The 17,099-nt window shown below is 60.3% G+C and carries 13 protein-coding genes and 3 tRNA genes; 9 read left to right on the top strand and 7 right to left on the bottom strand.

The genetic code is table 11. The features are described from left to right. Positions 1-2: 2 nt before the first annotated feature. From DBR44_RS06330 to ettA, 6 genes are all read left to right on the top strand, one after another. Positions 3-1,415 (top strand): S41 family peptidase, encoded by a 1,413-nt coding sequence (locus tag DBR44_RS06330; protein WP_124643099.1) that lies wholly within the window; start codon positions 3-5, stop codon positions 1,413-1,415. Positions 1,416-1,567: 152 nt separating this feature from the next. After that, entirely contained in the window at positions 1,568-2,875 is a 1,308-nt protein-coding gene (gene argA / locus DBR44_RS06335) for an amino-acid N-acetyltransferase (RefSeq protein ID WP_124643101.1), read from the top strand. A 97-nt stretch (positions 2,876-2,972) separates the two neighbouring features. Continuing rightward, complete coding sequence (locus DBR44_RS06340; protein ID WP_059286551.1) at positions 2,973-3,245, top strand: oxidative damage protection protein; 273 nt, start codon at positions 2,973-2,975, stop codon at positions 3,243-3,245. A 71-nt stretch (positions 3,246-3,316) separates the two neighbouring features. Continuing rightward, positions 3,317-5,374 (top strand): polyphosphate kinase 1, encoded by a 2,058-nt coding sequence (gene ppk1 / locus DBR44_RS06345; RefSeq protein WP_124643103.1) that lies wholly within the window; start codon positions 3,317-3,319, stop codon positions 5,372-5,374. 99 nt (positions 5,375-5,473) lie between these two features. Then, positions 5,474-5,953 (top strand): DUF456 domain-containing protein, encoded by a 480-nt coding sequence (locus tag DBR44_RS06350; RefSeq protein WP_124643105.1) that lies wholly within the window; start codon positions 5,474-5,476, stop codon positions 5,951-5,953. Between the two features lie 84 nt (positions 5,954-6,037). Beyond that, a complete protein-coding gene (ettA, locus tag DBR44_RS06355; RefSeq protein WP_124643107.1) occupies positions 6,038-7,705 on the top strand; it encodes an energy-dependent translational throttle protein EttA in 1,668 nt (555 codons plus the stop codon). A gap of 57 nt (positions 7,706-7,762) precedes the next feature. On the opposite strand, the gene DBR44_RS06360 is transcribed toward ettA, so the two are convergent. Then, positions 7,763-8,008: a CDGSH iron-sulfur domain-containing protein gene (locus DBR44_RS06360; RefSeq protein ID WP_103524883.1), complete on the bottom strand. Its 246-nt coding sequence runs from the start codon at positions 8,006-8,008 to the stop codon at positions 7,763-7,765. 105 nt (positions 8,009-8,113) lie between these two features. On the opposite strand from DBR44_RS06360, the gene DBR44_RS06365 reads away from it, so the two are divergent. After that, positions 8,114-8,788 (top strand): peptidoglycan DD-metalloendopeptidase family protein, encoded by a 675-nt coding sequence (locus DBR44_RS06365; RefSeq protein WP_124643108.1) that lies wholly within the window; start codon positions 8,114-8,116, stop codon positions 8,786-8,788. Here DBR44_RS06365 and DBR44_RS06370 read toward each other — a convergent pair. Beyond that, positions 8,782-9,705 carry a glyoxylate/hydroxypyruvate reductase A gene (locus tag DBR44_RS06370; RefSeq protein ID WP_124643110.1) on the bottom strand — a complete coding sequence of 308 codons (924 nt, stop codon included), beginning with the start codon at positions 9,703-9,705 and terminating at the stop codon, positions 8,782-8,784. The two genes, DBR44_RS06365 and DBR44_RS06370, sit on opposite strands and share 7 nt — an antisense overlap. Before the next feature lie 199 nt (positions 9,706-9,904). Between DBR44_RS06370 and DBR44_RS06375 the strand changes: the two genes are divergently transcribed. Further along, on the top strand, positions 9,905-11,122 hold the full coding sequence (locus DBR44_RS06375) for a DUF1615 domain-containing protein (RefSeq protein WP_124643112.1): 1,218 nt from the start codon (positions 9,905-9,907) through the stop codon (positions 11,120-11,122). A gap of 138 nt (positions 11,123-11,260) precedes the next feature. On the opposite strand, the gene DBR44_RS06380 is transcribed toward DBR44_RS06375, so the two are convergent. The 5 genes from DBR44_RS06380 to fdhD all read right to left on the bottom strand — a co-directional run bounded on the left by DBR44_RS06380 (position 11,261) and on the right by fdhD (position 13,836). Next, positions 11,261-11,335: transfer RNA gene (locus DBR44_RS06380), tRNA-Glu, on the bottom strand. A 2-nt stretch (positions 11,336-11,337) separates the two neighbouring features. Beyond that, positions 11,338-11,414, bottom strand: a tRNA-Arg gene (locus DBR44_RS06385). 6 nt (positions 11,415-11,420) lie between these two features. Then, positions 11,421-11,514 (bottom strand) — tRNA-Ser (locus DBR44_RS06390). Positions 11,515-11,573: 59 nt separating this feature from the next. After that, entirely contained in the window at positions 11,574-12,800 is a 1,227-nt protein-coding gene (locus DBR44_RS06395; RefSeq protein ID WP_059286973.1) for an aspartate kinase, read from the bottom strand. Positions 12,801-13,017: 217 nt separating this feature from the next. Further along, positions 13,018-13,836: a formate dehydrogenase accessory sulfurtransferase FdhD gene (fdhD, locus tag DBR44_RS06400; RefSeq protein ID WP_124643114.1), complete on the bottom strand. Its 819-nt coding sequence runs from the start codon at positions 13,834-13,836 to the stop codon at positions 13,018-13,020. A gap of 199 nt (positions 13,837-14,035) precedes the next feature. Here fdhD and fdnG point away from each other — a divergent pair, with 199 nt between their 5' ends. Continuing rightward, the gene (fdnG, locus tag DBR44_RS06410) at positions 14,036-17,092 is read left to right on the top strand and encodes a formate dehydrogenase-N subunit alpha (protein ID WP_148090017.1); all 3,057 of its coding nucleotides are present in this window, start codon (positions 14,036-14,038) and stop codon (positions 17,090-17,092) included. Positions 17,093-17,099 lie beyond the last annotated feature (7 nt).

Raw genomic sequence — 17,099 nt, forward strand, 5'->3', positions numbered from 1 at the left:
GCATGAAAAAAATTGCCTGGCTCGCGGCCGGCGCTCTGGCCGGCGGCGCCCTTACCCTCAGTGTGCAGGCTTTTGCCGGCAAGGAACCCACTGCGCTGCCGCTGAACGAATTACGTACCTTTGCCGAAGTATTTGGCCGCATCAAGCAGGATTATGTTGATCCGGTCGATGACAAAAAGCTGATCACCGAAGCCATCAAGGGCATGCTCAGCGGACTGGACCCGCATTCCGACTACATGGATGCCGACGCTTTCAAGGAATTGCGTGAAGGTACCCAGGGCGAATTCGGTGGTCTGGGCATTGAAATCGGTGCCGAAGACGGCCTGGTAAAAGTCGTCTCGCCGATTGAAGACACTCCGGCGCAAAAGGCTGGCATCAAGAGTGGCGACCTGATCATCAAGATTGACGACACACCGGTACGTGGCCTGTCGTTGAACGATGCGGTCAAGCGCATGCGTGGCAAACCCGGCACCAAGGTCACACTGACCATTGCCCGCAAGAGTGAAACCAAGCCGCTGGTCTTCACCCTCAACCGCGCCATCATCAAGACCAAGAGCGTCAAGTTCAAGCTGCTGGAACCGGGCTACGGCTATGTCCGCATCACCCAGTTCCAGGAACACACCACCGAGAACCTGGCCGAAGCCGTGGCCAGCATGACCAAGCAGAACAAGCAGCCGCTCAAGGGCCTGGTGCTTGATCTGCGTGATGACCCCGGTGGCCTGCTGACCAGCGCCGTTGGCGTATCCGCCGCCTTCCTGCCCAAGGATGCGCTGGTGGTCTACACCGAAGGCCGCACCGCCGATGCCAAGATGAAGCTGACAGCCACGCCGCAGAACTACGGCCGCCCGGGCATGCCCGATCCGCTGTCGGTCCTGCCGCAGGAAACCCACAAGGTACCGCTGGTGGTGCTGGTCAACGGCGGCTCGGCCTCGGCCTCGGAAATCGTCGCGGGTGCGCTGCAAGACCACAAGCGCGCCGTGCTGGTGGGTACCCAGACCTTCGGCAAGGGCTCGGTGCAATCCATCCTGCCGCTGGGCAGTGCCGGTGGCATCAAGCTGACCACCGCCCGCTACTTCACGCCAAGCGGTCGCTCCATCCAGGCCAAGGGCATTGTGCCGGATGTGGTGGTGGAAGACGCTACCGTGACGGCCGCCGACCAGGCCCTGCGCGTGCGCGAAGTGGATCTGGAAAACCATCTGGCCAATCCCAATGGCGACGACGCTCCGGCCAAGGCGAGCAAACCGGCAAAACCGCCGGTGGCCGCTCCGCTCAAGCAGGAAGCGCCCAAGCAGCAGGATGACAAGAACGCCAGCCCGGATAATCCGCGCGAACCCAATCCGAAGCAGGATTACCAGCTATCGCAAGGTCTGAACATCCTCAAGGTGCAGCAACTGCTGATCAAACAAGGCAATTGATACCGCCTCAGACAGCCACCCCGCCACGTGCGGGGTGGCTGTTTTCGTTTCTTCCCAGCAGATGACAGGTGGCAAAAGCCCTGCCCATGCCGTCCTATTCCTGCTAGGCTTGTCACTTCTGAAGTCCTTCCATGGCGGGAGCCAATCCAACAATGCTGAATCGGGAATTTGTCCTCTCATTCCGTGAAGCCGCCCCTTACATCAATACCTTTCGTGGTAAAACCTTCGTGCTCGCCATCAGCGGCGAAGCAGTGATGGAGGGCGGTTTTTACAATCTGTCGCAGGATATCAATCTGCTGGTCAGTCTGGGTGTGCGCGTGGTGCTGGTGCATGGTATCCGCCCCCAGATCGAAGCCCTGCTCAAGCGCTTCGGACTGAACCGGCTGTTCCACCGCGACCGACGAGTGACCGATGCCAGTACCATGGAAATCGTCAAGCAGGCCTGTGGCGTTACCCGGCACGGCATCGAGGCACAACTGTCGATGGGCATGCCCAATTCCCCCATGTTCGGCGCTCATCTGCGCGTGGCCGGCGGCAATTTCATCACGGCCCAGCCGCTGGGTGTGCTTGATGGTGTGGACATGCAGTACACCGGACAGGTACGACGCATCGATGTGGACGGCATCAATACCCGGCTGACCGCCGGCGAGCTGGTCTTGCTGTCGCCGGTTGGCTACTCCGTCACCGGCGAAGCCTTCAACCTGACCATGGAAGAAATGGCCGCCCAGTTGGCTTCTGCACTGAAAGCCGAGAAGCTTATCTTCGTGATCGAGGGACGTGGCGTCACCAACGAGCTGGGCCAGCATGTCAGTTCGCTCACCGCCCAGCAGGCCGAAGACCTGCTGCAGGCCGGTCACTTGCAACGCGATGTCACCGCCTACCTGCCCTATGCCGTGAAAGCCACCCGCGACGGCATCCCGCGCGCGCATCTGGTCAGCCATCATGAAGATGGCTCGCTGCTGGCCGAGCTGTTTACCAATGGCGGCACCGGCACCATGATTGCGCGCGATTCGCTGGTGAAGGTGCGCAGCGCCAGCATTGATGATGTCGGCCCCATACTCAATCTGATTCGCCCGCTGGAAGAACAAGGCATTCTGGTCAAGCGCAGTCGCGAACACCTGGAAATGGAAATCTCCCAGTATTCGGTGCTGGAACACGACGGCAAGATTTATGGCTGCGTGGCCATGCACGCCTTCCCCGAGGCCGGCATGGCCGAGCTGGCTTGCCTGGCGGTAGCACCCGAGCGGCGCGAAGGCCGCTTTGGCGAAACCCTGCTCAAGCATGTGGAATACCAGGCGCGCACCCAGGGCCTGAAAGCCTTGTTCGTGCTGACCACCCAGACCGCACACTGGTTTGTCGAGCGCGGTTTTGCCGAAGCCGGCCGTGGCCAGTTGCCACTGGCGCGTCAGGCCTTCTACAACAATCAGCGCCGCTCGAAAATATTCGTCAAACAGCTGTAAACCCAGCTTCAGCCACAGCCGTGGCATGGTTGGAAGGGTTTCATGTCTGTGACACAATACTGCAGTATATTCGGTTTAACTTTTGCAAGGATTCGCAATGGCAAGAAACGTCAATTGCATCAAGCTGGGTCGCGAGGCTGAAGGTCTCGACTTCCCCCCGTTGCCGGGCGAGCTTGGCAAGCGTGTGTATGAAAGTGTTTCCAAGGAAGCCTGGCAAGGCTGGTTGCGTTATCAGACCATGCTGATCAACGAAAACCGCCTGAGCCTGGCCGATGCCCGTGCCCGCCAGTATCTGGCAGCGCAGCTGGAAGCCTATTTCTTCGGTGCCGGTGCAGATGCACCAGCCGGCTACACGCCGCCGCAGCAGTAAGCAATACGCAGAGCCCTCCTGACCGAGGGCTTTTTTGTCTCAATCACTCTCAATTATTGGCGCGAAACCGTATGTCACAAACCCACGAGTTGCTGCTCAACCGTGAACTGGGCCTGATCGAATTCAACCGCAGAGTACTGGCTCAGGCCGAAGACCCAAGCCTGCCGCTGCTGGAGCGCCTGAAGTACCTGTGCATCGTCTCCTCCAATCTGGACGAGTTTTTCGAAGTACGCATGGCCTGGCTGAAGGATACCGCCCTGCTCACCCCCAGCCGCATTCTGGCCGACGGCTCGACACCGGCACAGATCATGGCCAAGGTATCAGCCGCCTCGCACGAACTGGTCCGCCAGCAATACGCCGTGATGAGTGATGTATTGTTCCCGGCGCTGCGTCAGGAAGACATCATTTTCCTGCGCCGTACTGAATGGACCGAGCAGCAACAGCAATGGGTGCATGATTTCTTCAGTAACGAGCTGCTGCCCATCCTTACCCCCATCGGACTGGACCCGTCCCACCCCTTCCCCAAGGTGTTGAACAAATCGCTCAACTTCGCGGTGGAACTGGAAGGACGCGATGCCTTTGGCCGCCAGTCTGACATCGCCATCGTGCAGGCCCCGCGCATCCTGCCGCGCGTGATCAAGGTGCCGCCGGAAGTGTGCAACGGCCACCCCCATACCTTTGTTTTCCTGTCCTCCATCCTGCACTCGCATGTGCACGAGCTGTTCCTCGGCATGACGGTCAAGGGCTGCTACCAGTTCCGCGTCACCCGCGACAGCGAACTGACGGTGGAAGACGAAGACCTGAAAAACCTGCGCACCGCCCTGCAAGGCGAATTGCGTCAGCGCCAGTTTGGCGATGCAGTACGGCTGGAAATCGCCGATACCTGCCCGCCGCACATGGAAGAATTCCTGCTCACCCAGTTCAATCTGAAAAAGCAGGATGTCTACCGCGTCAACGGCCCGGTCAATCTGGTACGCCTGATGCAGGTGCCGGATCTGGTCGACCGTCCCGACCTGAAATTCCCGCCCTTCGTACCCTCCCTGCCCGACCAGCTGGACAAGAAAGTGCCGCTGTTCGACGCCATCCGCAAGGGCGATATCCTGCTGCATCACCCCTTCCAGAGCTTCCAGCCGGTCATCGACATGCTGAATCTGGCCGCCACCGACCCGCAGGTCGTGGCCATCAAGATGACGGTATATCGCACCGGTACCGACTCGGTGCTGATGGAATCGCTGATTGCCGCTGCCCGTGCCGGCAAGCAGGTCACCGTGGTGCTGGAGTTGATGGCGCGCTTCGATGAAGAAGCCAACATCAGCTGGGCCAGCCACCTGGAAGATGCCGGCGCACACGTGGTATACGGCGTGTTCGGCTACAAGGTCCATGCCAAGATGCTGATGGTGATCCGCCGCGAAGACAAACGCCTGCGCCGCTATGTGCATCTGGGCACCGGCAACTACCATCCGCGCACCGCCCGCTTCTATACCGACCTGGGCCTGCTGACCTGCAACGAAGACATCGCCAGCGATGTGAACGACATCTTCGTGCAACTGACTGGCCTCGGTCGTGCCAGCCAGCTCAAACAGCTGTACCAGAGCCCGTTTACCCTGCACAGCCTGCTGCTCGACTCCATCGAACGCGAAATCGAACACGCCCAGCAAGGCCGTCCGGCGCAGATCATCGCCAAGATGAATGCCCTGCTGGAACCACAGGTAATTCATGCCCTGTACCGCGCCAGCCAGGCCGGGGTGAAGATCCAGCTGATCATCCGTGGCGTGTGCGCCCTGCGCCCGGGCGTGCCGGGCCTGTCGGAAAACATCACCGTGCGCTCGGTGGTCGGCCGCTTCCTCGAGCATCCGCGTGTCTACTACTTCTATAACGACAAGCAGGAAAACCTCTACATCGCCAGTGCCGACTGGATGGGCCGCAACCTGTTCCGCCGCATTGAAACCTGCTCGCCCATCCTCGACCCCAAGGTCAAGCGCCGCATCATCAAGGAAGCGCTGCGCCTGTACCTGGAAGACAATGTCAACGCCTGGGACATGCAATCTGACGGCAGCTACAAGCGTCGCCCCAGCCGTGGCAAGGAGCGCTGCGCACAGAACGTGCTGCTGGAAGAATACGCCCGCTAAAACCTGAGCCCAGCAGGCAGATGACATGGCGGCCGGCCGGCGGAACTTCCGTCGCCCGGCCGCTTTCTCATGGTGTTGCCGCTACTTCGAGGAGCCCACGTGACTATCCTGCTCTACTTGCTAGCCAGCCTGCTGATCATCATCGGCATGGCCGGCGTCCTGTTTCCCGCTCTGCCCGGTCTGCCGCTGATGCTGGGCGGCATGCTGCTCATCGGCTGGGTCGATGACTTCCAGCACCTGGGCAGCCTATCGCTCACCATCCTGACGCTGATCACCCTGTGTGGCGTTGCCGTCGATTTTCTCGCCGGCCTGCTGGGCGCCAAGATGACCGGTGCCAGCAAACAAGCCTTGTGGGGCGCCTTTATTGGTAGCATTGCCGGTCTGCCCATGGGGCTGGCCGGCGTCATTCTGGGGCCGCTGGTGGGTGCCATGATTGGCGAATTCATTGCCCGGCGCGACGCCTGGCAGGCCGGTCGCGTGGGTGTGGGCACGCTGGCCGGCTTTCTGGTCGGTACCGCCGCCAAGATCGGCTGTGCCTTCGCCATGCTCACCACCGCCATCCTCGCCTGGTTCTGGTAAAGCAGTCTCGAAAGCAGGCAACGCCAGCGCGGCCTGCTTTTGGTAGAATCCCCCCATTAACGATTACCTTCTGCGTGGTCCCTCATGGCTCAATATGTAATGTCTATGCTCCGCGTGAGCAAAGTGGTGCCGCCCAAGCGCCAGATCATCAAGGATATTTCGCTGTCCTTCTTCCCCGGTGCCAAGATCGGCCTGTTGGGTCTGAACGGCTCGGGCAAATCCACCGTGCTGCGCATCATGGCCAATGTGGACAAGGAATACGACGGTGAAGTCCAGCATCTGCCGGGCGTGAAAATCGGCTACCTGCCGCAGGAACCGCAGTTGGACCCGGAAAAATCCGTGCGCGAAGAAGTGGAAAGCGGCATGGGTGATGTGATGGGCGCGCAAAAGCGTCTGGAAGAAGTGTATGCCGCCTACGCCGAAGAAGATGCCGACTTCGACGCCCTGGCCGAAGAACAGGCCAAGCTGGAAGCCATCATCTCCGCCGGTGCCGGTGACAATGTACAACTGCAGCTGGAACTGGCCGCCGACGCACTGCGTCTGCCGCCGTGGGACGCCAAGATCGGCCCGCTGTCCGGTGGTGAAAAGCGCCGCGTGGCGCTGTGCAAGCTGCTGCTGTCCAAGCCCGACATGCTGCTGCTGGATGAGCCGACCAACCACCTGGACGCCGAATCGGTAGAGTGGCTGGAACAATTCCTGGTGCGCTTCCCCGGCACCGTGGTAGCCGTCACCCACGACCGCTACTTCCTCGACAACGCGGCCGAATGGATTCTGGAACTGGACCGTGGCGAAGGCATCCCGTGGAAGGGCAACTACTCCAGCTGGCTGGAGCAGAAGGAAGAGCGCCTGGAGAAGGAAGCCAAGAGCGAAGGCGCGCGCATGAAGGCGATGAAGCAGGAACTGGAATGGGTGCGCCAGAACCCCAAGGGCCGCCAGGCCAAGTCCAAGGCGCGTATTGCCCGCTTCGAAGAACTGTCCAGCTACGAAACCCAGAAGCGCAACGAAACCCAGGAAATCTTCATCCCCGTAGCCGAGCGCCTGGGTAATGAAGTGATCGAATTCGACGGTGTGTCCAAGGGCTTTGGCGACCGCCTGCTGATCGACAACCTGTCGTTCAAGGCACCGGCTGGTGCCATCGTCGGCATCATCGGCCCCAACGGTGCCGGTAAATCAACGCTGTTCAAGATGATTGCCGGCAAGGAGCAGCCGGACTCCGGTAGCGTGAGTATCGGCCAGACCGTACAGATGGCCTTTGTCGAACAGAGCCGCGAAGGCCTGGAAGACGACAAGACCGTATTCGACGACGTGTCCGGTGGTGCCGACATCCTGACGGTTGGCCGCTTTGAAATGTCCAGCCGCGCCTATCTGGGCCGCTTCAACTTCAAGGGTGCCGATCAGCAGAAGAAGGTAGGCATGCTGTCTGGGGGTGAACGTGGCCGTCTGCATCTGGCCAAGACCCTGCTCAAGGGCGGCAATGTGCTGCTGCTGGATGAACCGTCCAATGACCTGGACGTGGAAACCTTGCGTGCGCTGGAAGATGCGCTGCTGGAATTCGCCGGCACCGTGTTCGTGATCTCCCACGACCGCTGGTTCCTCGACCGTATCGCCACCCATATCCTGGCGGCGGAAGGCGAATCGCAGTGGACCTTCTTTGACGGCAACTATCAGGAATACGAAGCCGACAAGAAAAAGCGTCTGGGCGAAGAAGGTGCCAAGCCCAAGCGTATCCGCTACAAGCCCATCATCCGCTGATCAGCCAGTCACAAGAAACCCCGCCTTGGCGGGGTTTTTCTTTACAACACCAACAGCTCAGGACAGCTGGCTGTGCGAACCATCGCACAAGGGCTTGCCTTCACTCAACTTGCAGCCACAGAAGTAAACCAGCCCGCTTTGCTCGGCCACATACTCCACCGGGCTGAAACAGGAGCCGGCATGACTGCCATCGCAGAACGGCTGCTTGTCGCTTTGTCCACAGGCGCACCACCAGTAATGCTTGCCGGCCTCCACTTCTACGGCATAGGGAAAGCTCTGTGGCGAGAACGGTTCATCGGCCATCGTGCACTCCTTTCAAAACTGCAGCGGGGCTTTCAGCTTAGTGGGCAAACGGCACGAAAACCAGCCAAGTCGGCCGGTAGTGCAGGGCAATGCTAAAATGCCCGCATGCAATCCCTTCTTCGCCGCTGTTACCTGCTGCTGATACTGGTCATCACCGCCTGCAGCACGCTACCAGACTACCCGCCGGCACCGGCAGGCTTTTACCGTGTTCAGCCCGGTGACACGCTGTACCGCATTGCGCTCAAGCATCGCCAGAGCGTCGGCAATCTGGTGAGCTGGAATCAACTGAAAGACCCGGCCAGCATCAATGCCGGCCAGCTTCTGCGCATCAGCCCGCAGGCCACCAGTAGCTCCACCCAGGCCAAGCCACCAGTCAAACCGGCCACCAGCACGCCAGCACGCCCGGTCGCCAGCGCCATCACGCTGCAATGGCCGGCCACAGGGCAATTAATTGGCAAGTTCAATGGCAGCAGCAACAAGGGCATCGACATCGCGGGCAAAGCAGGCGACCCGGTGCGTGCGGCCGCCAGCGGCACCGTAGCCTATGCCGGCAAGGGCATACGCGCCTATGGCAACCTGCTCATCATCAAGCATGGCAATGATTACCTCACCGCCTATGCCCACAACCAGACGCTGCTGGTGAAAGAAGGCCAGGCAGTCAAAGCCGGGCAGCAAATTGCCACGCTAGGCCGCTCCGGCAGTACACGCGACATGCTGCATTTCGAGCTGCGCCACCAGGGCCGGGCCACCAACCCGCTGGCGGTACTGCCCGCTCAGTAACCGCGCTCTCTCAGCACCAGGCCCTGCGGCGGCACACCTTGCTGCAGCGCCTGCAGATTGGCCACAATCTGCGCCACCGCCGGCTCGGCCAGCGTCATGGCGGCAATATGCGGTGTCAGCAGCACCGCCGGGTGGCGCCACAATGGATGGACACTCTCCAACGGCTCCACTACAAACACATCCAGCAAGGCAAAGCGCAGATGGCCGCTATCCAGCATGCCCAGCAGGGCCGCTTCGTCCACTTGCTCGCCACGCCCGGCATTGATCAGCGCCGCACCACGCGGTAGTTGCCGCAATAGCTGGCTGTTCAGCAAACCACGGGTTTCTGCCGTGGCCGGCAGCAGATTGATCAGGATGTCACTGCGCGCCAGCAAGGCAGGTAAGCCCTGCTCACCGACAAAATCAGCCACGCCCGGCAACTGCCGCCCCTGCCTGCTCCAGCCAGCCACCTCGTAGCCCATTGCCGCCAGGCCTTGCGCCACCCTGCCACCAATCTCTCCCAGCCCCAACACGCCAATCCGGGTCTGGCCGGCAGCCGTAGCAGCCAGCGCCTGCCACTGACGGTGCTGTTGCTGGCGCTGATACTGGTCCATGCGGCGCTGCACATGCAGCACACCGTAGAGCACGTACTCCAGCATCTGCTGCGCCATGCCGGCATCGCTCAGCCGGATCACCGGCACCGCCGGGTCCAGATCATCACGGCGCAGAATGCGATCCACACCGGCACCCAGTACGAATACCGCCTGCAATTGCGTCATGCCGGCAAAAAAACCGGCCGGCGGATTCCACACCACGGCATGCCGCACCTGCGTAGCCTCCACCGGCTGCGGCCAGCAGACTACCTGCCGCTGTGGCAGCGCTTGCTGCAGTAACTGGCGGTACTGCTCGCCGTCTTGCGCGCTATATAGATAAATCATCGGTCTCTCCCACCTGTGGCTTGTTGCTGGGCGCTGATGTTTGCGCCGGCCCGGTCATGCATTGTAAATAACAGCGCGGCCAGCAACAGCATTTTCCTGCCTGAGCGGCCCATGCTTGCCGATACGGCAAGACTGCAAGCATTGCCGCACCGGCGCAGATAGCCTAAGGTCTCGGCTTGGCCTCTTGGACTTTATCCGTATGACCCGTCATCTTTTCAGCCTGGCGCTGCTAGCCGGGCTTTGCGCCTGTAGCACCACGCCGACAAATCTGGCCCCCGTACCAGTACCTGCACCCGTTATCCCTACCGCAGCCAGCGAGCCCGCCGCCACGGTTGTGACCACTCCCCCGCCAGTCACCCCACCCGTCACTATCAGCCCGGTCACTCCCCCCGGCAGCAAAGCACCGCTGACAGAAAGCCAGGCACGCACCTTGTTGAACCGCCTGCTGCCACCTGGCATCGGTGATCGCCAGGGCTGGAACAATGACATCCTGAGTGCCTTTACCGCACTCAAGCTCCCCTACCGAGCCGACAATTTCTGCGCCGTAGCCGCGGTGATCGAGCAGGAATCCAGCTGGCAAGGCGACCCCGGCGTGCCTAATCTGCCAGCCATTGTCTGGGGCAAGATCGGCGAGCGTGCCAACAAATACCTGGTACCGCTGCCGGTGGTCAAAGCCGCCCTGCTGAAAACCTCGCCCAATGGCAAAAGCTACAAATCACGCATAGACAATCTGCGCACCGAGCGCGAGATGAATCTGTTATTCGAAGACATGTCAGCCGAAGCCAGCAAGCTGGGGCTGCCGATGAATATGAAGAACCCCATTCGCACCGGCGGGCCGATGCAGGTAAGCGTGGAGTTTGCCGAAGCCCACGTCAAAATCTGGCCCTATCCTTACCAGACCGGCAACAGCATCCGCAATGACGTCTTCACCCGCCGTGGCGGCGTGTATTTTGGCAGCGCCATCCTGCTGCAATACCCGGCTCCCTATCAGGACATGCGCTATCGCTTCGCCGACTTCAATGCCGGGCGCTACAGCAGCCGCAATGCGGCATTCCAGGCCGCGCTCAGCCAGCTCACCGGCCGCAAGCTGGCACTGGATGGCGATTTGCTCAGCTATAGCGGCAAACAGGCCAGTGGCAGCAGCTACCGGGCGCTGCTGGAACTCAAGACAAAACTGGACATGAAACAAGGCGAGATCGAACGGGATTTGCAGCAGGAGAAGAACAGCGCCTTTGCGCAAAGCGAGCTGTACCGCAAGCTGTTTGCACTGGCAGACAAGCAGGCCGGCAAGCCCCAGCCACGCGAACGCATGCCGCAGATCGACCTGCACAGCCCGAAAATCAGCCGCAAGCTGACCACACAATGGTTTGCCGACAAGGTGAATGTGCGCTACCAGGCCTGCATGGCACGGCAATAGCGATGATCAGGCAAGCAGGCCATGTATGGTCTGCTTGCCGAACTGGAAGGAAACACGTACGGCAGGAATACCGCAACAGGGAAAAGGAAAACAGAAACGAAAAAGCCCAGTCTTGCGACTGGGCTTGATCTTGAATCCTGGCGTCCCCACGGGGAATCGAACCCCGGCTACCGCCGTGAAAGGGCGGTGTTCTAACCGCTAAACTATAGGGACTTTGGTGCACCCGGAGCGATTCGAACGCCCGACCCTTTGGTTCGTAGCCAAATACTCTATCCAACTGAGCTACGGGTGCAGATTCTGGCGGAGAAAGAGGGATTCGAACCCTCGATACAGGTTTAAGCCCGTATGCTTCCTTAGCAGGGAAGTGCCTTCGACCACTCGGCCATTTCTCCGTTCAGAGAGCGCCATATTAAGCAAGCTGGCGCGCCCTGTCAAGCATCTACCTAAAAAATTATGCCGGCTGATCCAGACCAAATACCTTGTGCAGAACGCGCACGCCCAGCTCCAGGTATTTCTCGTCCACCAGCACCGATACCTTGATTTCCGAAGTGGAAATCATCTGGATATTGATGCCCTCTTCCGCCAGGGTGCGGAACATGGTGGAGGCCACGCCACAGTGCGAGCGCATGCCCACGCCGACGATGGAGATCTTGGCTACCTTGTCGTCGGCATCGATCTTGGCGGCGCCGATATGGGTTTGCACTTCGCGCAGGATGTCCATGGTGCGCGGGAATTCGCCGCGCGGCACGGTGAAGGAGAAATCGGTCGTGCCGTTTTCGCCCACGTTCTGGATGATCATGTCGACTTCGATGTTGGCATCGGCAATCGGGCCCAGAATCTGGTAAGCGATGCCCGGCTTGTCGGGTACGCCCTTCACATTGATGCGTGCTTCGTTACGGTCAAACGCGATGCCTGCAACTACGGCCTTTTCCATGTTTTCATCTTCCTCGAACGTAATCAGCGTGCCTTCCCCTTCCTCTTCGAAGCTGGACAGTACACGCAGACGTACCTTGTATTTCCCGGCGAATTCCACCGAACGGATCTGCAATACCTTGGAGCCCAGCGAGGCCATCTCGATCATTTCCTCGAAGGTAATGGTCTTGAGACGGCGGGCATCCGGCACGACGCGCGGATCGGTGGTGTAGACACCGTCGACATCGGTGTAGATCTGGCATTCGTCGGCCTTCAGCGCAGCGGCCAGCGCCACGGCGGAAGTGTCGGAACCACCACGACCCAGCGTGGTGATGTTGCCGTTTTCATCAATGCCCTGGAAGCCTGCCACCACCACGACCGAACCGGCCGCGAGGTCTGTCCGCATGGCGGCTTCGTCGATGGATTGAATACGTGCCTTGTTGTGCGAGTCGTCGGTGGTGACGCGCACTTGCCAGCCACAGTAGCTCTTGGCGTCGACGCCAATTTCCTTGAGTGCCATGGCCAGGAGGCCGATGGTGACTTGTTCGCCGGTGGAAATGATCACGTCCAGCTCGCGCGGGTCCGGATAGGCCTGGATCTCTTTGGCAAGGGCAATCAGTCGGTTGGTTTCGCCGCTCATGGCAGATACCACTACTACGACATCATGTCCCTGCGCTTTCCATTTGGCGACACGGCGGGCCACGTTCTTGATGCGCTCCGCAGAGCCCATCGAGGTACCGCCGTACTTTTGTACGATGAGTGCCATGCTTGCTTCTTATATAGAAAGGTTGATATGTCGGACTTCGATTCTGGCCCGATCTTCGCCATAAAAGCAAGGCCATTGTTCGACAATGCCCATCTGCCTTTGCGCAATGCAACAAATCGCGGCCACGCGGCTATCAGCCGCTGCTGAAGCACAGCTGGAATCTGCCTGGCCGCCCCGTCCATCTGCCACAAGCTGGCCAGCCGTGACAGCCGCTGGCTCAGCCAGCCAATAGCCGCTGCGGATGGGTGTAGACATTCACCCTGCCCGGCCGGGCAAAACCCAGCAGGGTAAGGCCGTACTGTTCGGCCATTTGCACCGCCAGCGCGGTGGGGGCGGCAACCGCCACCAGGATTTCAATGCCGGCAGCAGCAGCCTTTTGCACCATTTCGTAGCTGGCGCGGCTGGTCACCAGTGCCACGCCCGCGCCCCAGTCACTGATGGCCCGCCGGCCGATCAGCTTGTCCAGCGCAACATGCCGGCCAACGTCCTCGCACACCTTCAGCAAGCTGCCTTGCAGATCAAGCCAGGCGGCCGCGTGGACGCAGCCGGTCTGCTGCGACAGGGTTTGCCGCTCGGGCAGCGCCTGCAGCGCCCGCTTCAGCGCTGGCCAACCCAGCCTTACCGTATCCGGCAAAGCGGGCAAGGGACGAAAGATTTCTGCCAGTTGCTCCACACCGCACAGGCCGCAGCCGGTACGGCCGGCCAGTTGGCGGCGGCGCTCCTTGAGGGCGGCAAAGCAGGCCGTGGCCAGCTCGACATGCACCTCGATGCCGCTGGCGGCGTTGCGTACTTCGATGTCGTAGATATCGCTGACCTGCCGGGCAATGCCCTCGGCCAGCGAGAAACCACGGGCAAAATCTTCCAGTTGCTGCGGGCTGGCCATCATCACCACATGCGCCAGACCGTTGTAGACCAGTGCCACCGGCACTTCGCAGGCCAGGACATCGGCCTGGTGCAGCATGGGCTGTGCCTCCTGCCACTGGATTCGGGCAATATTGCTGGAGATATCAAAGCCTTCGAGAGCGGAATCGGTCATGGATTAGGATTTTTTAGGGGTTTCATTGTCACTCGCTATTTGAGCTTACAGAAATTGCTGACGATAATGGGGTCAGGCGACAACTCTCACAGGTTGGCCAGACCCGTCTTTCTGCCCGGTATTGGCGTCGAGCAAGCATATTGCTGCATTTGACGACCAGAGCGGAAAGTCAGTCAACATTCCCCATGAAGGAGACCCCATGCAGGTCAATCGGCGGCAGTTCTTCAAGCTGTGCGCCGGGGGTATGGCAGGTTCCACGATTGCAACGCTGGGTTTATTGCCGGAAAAGGCAATGGCTGATGTGCGCAGCTACAAGCTGATGCGCGCCAGTGAAACCCGCAACACCTGTCCGTACTGCTCGGTAGGCTGTGGCATTCTCATGTACAGCCTGGGCGATGGTGCCAAAAACGCCAAGTCCGAAATTTTTCACATCGAAGGCGATCCGGATCATCCGGTCAATCGTGGCGCGCTCTGCCCCAAGGGGGCCGGCCTGGTGGACTTCATCCACAGCCCTAATCGCCTGAAATATCCGGAAGTCCGCGAAGCCGGCAGCAACGAGTGGAAACGCCTTAGCTGGGACGAGGCTTTTGCGCGCATCGCCAAGCACGTCAAGCAGGACCGCGATGCCAACTTCATCGAAAAGAACGCCGATGGCGTGACGGTGAACCGCTGGCTGTCCACCGGTTTTCTCGCTGCGTCTGCCTCCAGCAATGAAGCTGGCTGGCTGACCCACAAATTTACCCGCAGCCTGGGCATGCTGGCTGTCGACAATCAGGCGCGTGTATGACACGGACCAACGGTGGCAAGTCTTGCCCCAACATTTGGTCGCGGTGCCATGACAAACCATTGGGTCGACATCAAGAACGCCAATCTGATCGTGGTGATGGGTGGCAATGCCGCCGAAGCACACCCGGTTGGCTTCCGCTGGGCCATTGAGGCCAAGACCCGCAACAAGGCCAAGCTGCTGGTCATCGACCCGCGCTTTACCCGTACCGCCTCGGTGGCGGACTTCTACGCGCCTATCCGCACCGGCACGGACATCACCCTGCTGTCCGGCGTGATTCGCTATTTGCTGGAAACCGGCAAATACAACAAGGAATACACGCTCGCCTACACCAATGCGGCACTGCTGGTGCACCCGGACTTCAGCTTTGAAGACGGCCTGTTCAGCGGCTATGACGCGGAAAAGCGCAAATACGACAAATCCACCTGGGCCTACCAGCTGGACGAGCAAGGCATGGCCAAACGCGATGACACGCTGAGCGACCCGCGTTGCGTGATCAATCTGCTGAAACAGCATGTGTCGCGCTATACCGACGACGTGGTGACCAATATCTGCGGCACGCCCAAAGAAGCCTTCCAGGCCATTTGCGCATACCTGGCAGAAACCAGCGCAGCGGACAAGACCACCTCCTTCCTGTATGCCCTGGGCTGGACCCAGCACTCCATCGGTGCGCAAAACATTCGCACCATGGCGATGATCCAGCTGTTGCTGGGCAATATGGGCATGGCCGGTGGTGGCATCAACGCCTTGCGCGGTCACTCCAATATCCAGGGGCTGACCGACCTGGGCCTGCTGTCGACCAATCTGCCTGGCTACATGACCATGCCGTCGGAGAAAGAGCCGACGCTGTCATCCTATCTGGACAAGTACACCAGCAAGCCGCTGGCCGATGGCCAGATGAACTACTGGCAGAACTATCCCAAGTTCTTTGTTTCCTTCATGAAAGCCATGTGGGGCGACAAGGCGACGGCAGACAACAGCTGGGGTTATGACCTGCTGCCCAAGTGGGACAAGGGCTACGATGTGCTGCAGTACTTCGAGCTGATGCATCAGGGCAAGGTGAATGGCTATTTCTGCCAGGGCTTCAACCCGGTGGCGTCCTTCCCCAACAAGAACAAGATCGTGGAATCCCTGTCGCGATTGAAGTTCCTGGTGATCATGGACCCGCTGACCACGGAAACCTCCACCTTCTGGCAGGACCACGGCGAGCAGAACGATGTCGATCCGGCCAAGATCCACACCGAAGTGTTCCGGCTGCCCACCACCTGCTTTGCCGAGGAAGACGGCTCCATCGTCAACTCCGGCCGCTGGCTGCAATGGCACTGGAAAGGTGCGGAAGGACCGGGCCAGGCACTGACTGACCCGCAAATCCTCGCCGGCATCTTCCTCAAGCTCAAGGCCATGTACGCCAAGGACGGCGGCACCTTCCCGGATGCCATCAACAGCCTGTCCTGGGCTTATGGCGACCCGCACGAGCCCAAGCCGGAAGAGCTGGCCAAGGAGCTGAACGGCAAGGCGCTGGCTGATCTGCCCGATCCGAAAAACCCCGGCCAGACGCTGGCGAAAAAGGGCGAGCTATTGCCCGGCTTTGCCCTGCTGCAGGCCGATGGCAGCACCGCGTCCGGTTGCTGGATTTTTGCCGGCAGCTGGACCCAGGCTGGCAACCAGATGGCGCGGCGCGACAACAGCGACCCATCCGGCCTTGGCAACACCCTGGGCTGGGCCTGGGCCTGGCCGGCCAACCGCCGCATCCTGTACAACCGCGCCTCCTGCAAACCCGATGGCACGCCATGGGACAAGAAGCGCACGCTGATCAAGTGGAATGGCGAAAAGTGGGTGGGCGTGGATGTGCCTGACTTCAAGGCCGACGAGCCGCCAGGCAGCGCCATGGGCCCCTTCATCATGCAGCCGGAAGGTCTGGGACGACTGTTTGCGCTGGACAAGATGGCCGAAGGCCCCTTCCCCGAGCATTACGAGCCGTTTGAGACGCCGCTGGGTACCAACCCGCTGCATCCCAAGGTGATTTCCAACCCGGCAGCGCGGCTGTTCAAGGGCGACAAGGAGCAACTGGGCCAGCATCAGCAGTTCCCTTATGCCGCCACCACCTACCGCCTGACCGAGCATTTCCATTACTGGACCAAGCATGCGCGGCTCAACGCCATCATGCAGCCGGAACAGTTCGTGGAAATCGGCGAAGAACTGGCCAGGGAAAAGGGCATCGTCCACGGTGACATGGTCAAGGTGTCGTCGCGGCGCGGCTATATCAAGGCCAGGGCGGTGGTGACCAAGCGCATCAAGGCCATGCCGGTGAACGGCCAGTCGGTGCACCATGTCGGCATTCCGATTCACTGGGGCTTTGAGGGACTGACCAAGAAGGGCTTTATTGCCAATACGCTGACGCCGTTTGTCGGGGATGCCAATACCCAGACGCCGGAGTTCAAGTCCTTCCTCGTCAACGTTGAAAAAGCATAGGAGCGAC

It is taken from the genome of Aquitalea sp. FJL05, assembly GCF_003852595.1.
GTDB lineage: Bacteria > Pseudomonadota > Gammaproteobacteria > Burkholderiales > Chromobacteriaceae > Aquitalea > Aquitalea aquatilis.

What these genes read in the sequence shown, in the direction of transcription:
- DBR44_RS06330 (WP_124643099.1), top strand. Translation starts at nt 3, where the DNA reads ATGAAAAAAATTGCCTGGCTCGCGGCCGGCGCTCTGGCCGGCGGCGCC.
- DBR44_RS06365 (WP_124643108.1), top strand. Translation starts at nt 8,114, where the DNA reads ATGCAATCCCTTCTTCGCCGCTGTTACCTGCTGCTGATACTGGTCATC.
- ppk1 (WP_124643103.1), top strand. Translation starts at nt 3,317, where the DNA reads ATGTCACAAACCCACGAGTTGCTGCTCAACCGTGAACTGGGCCTGATC.
- DBR44_RS06360 (WP_103524883.1), bottom strand. Translation starts at nt 8,008, where the DNA reads ATGGCCGATGAACCGTTCTCGCCACAGAGCTTTCCCTATGCCGTAGAA.
- argA (WP_124643101.1), top strand. Translation starts at nt 1,568, where the DNA reads ATGCTGAATCGGGAATTTGTCCTCTCATTCCGTGAAGCCGCCCCTTAC.
- ettA (WP_124643107.1), top strand. Translation starts at nt 6,038, where the DNA reads ATGGCTCAATATGTAATGTCTATGCTCCGCGTGAGCAAAGTGGTGCCG.
- DBR44_RS06370 (WP_124643110.1), bottom strand. Translation starts at nt 9,705, where the DNA reads ATGATTTATCTATATAGCGCGCAAGACGGCGAGCAGTACCGCCAGTTA.
- fdhD (WP_124643114.1), bottom strand. Translation starts at nt 13,836, where the DNA reads ATGACCGATTCCGCTCTCGAAGGCTTTGATATCTCCAGCAATATTGCC.
- DBR44_RS06375 (WP_124643112.1), top strand. Translation starts at nt 9,905, where the DNA reads ATGACCCGTCATCTTTTCAGCCTGGCGCTGCTAGCCGGGCTTTGCGCC.
- DBR44_RS06340 (WP_059286551.1), top strand. Translation starts at nt 2,973, where the DNA reads ATGGCAAGAAACGTCAATTGCATCAAGCTGGGTCGCGAGGCTGAAGGT.
- DBR44_RS06395 (WP_059286973.1), bottom strand. Translation starts at nt 12,800, where the DNA reads ATGGCACTCATCGTACAAAAGTACGGCGGTACCTCGATGGGCTCTGCG.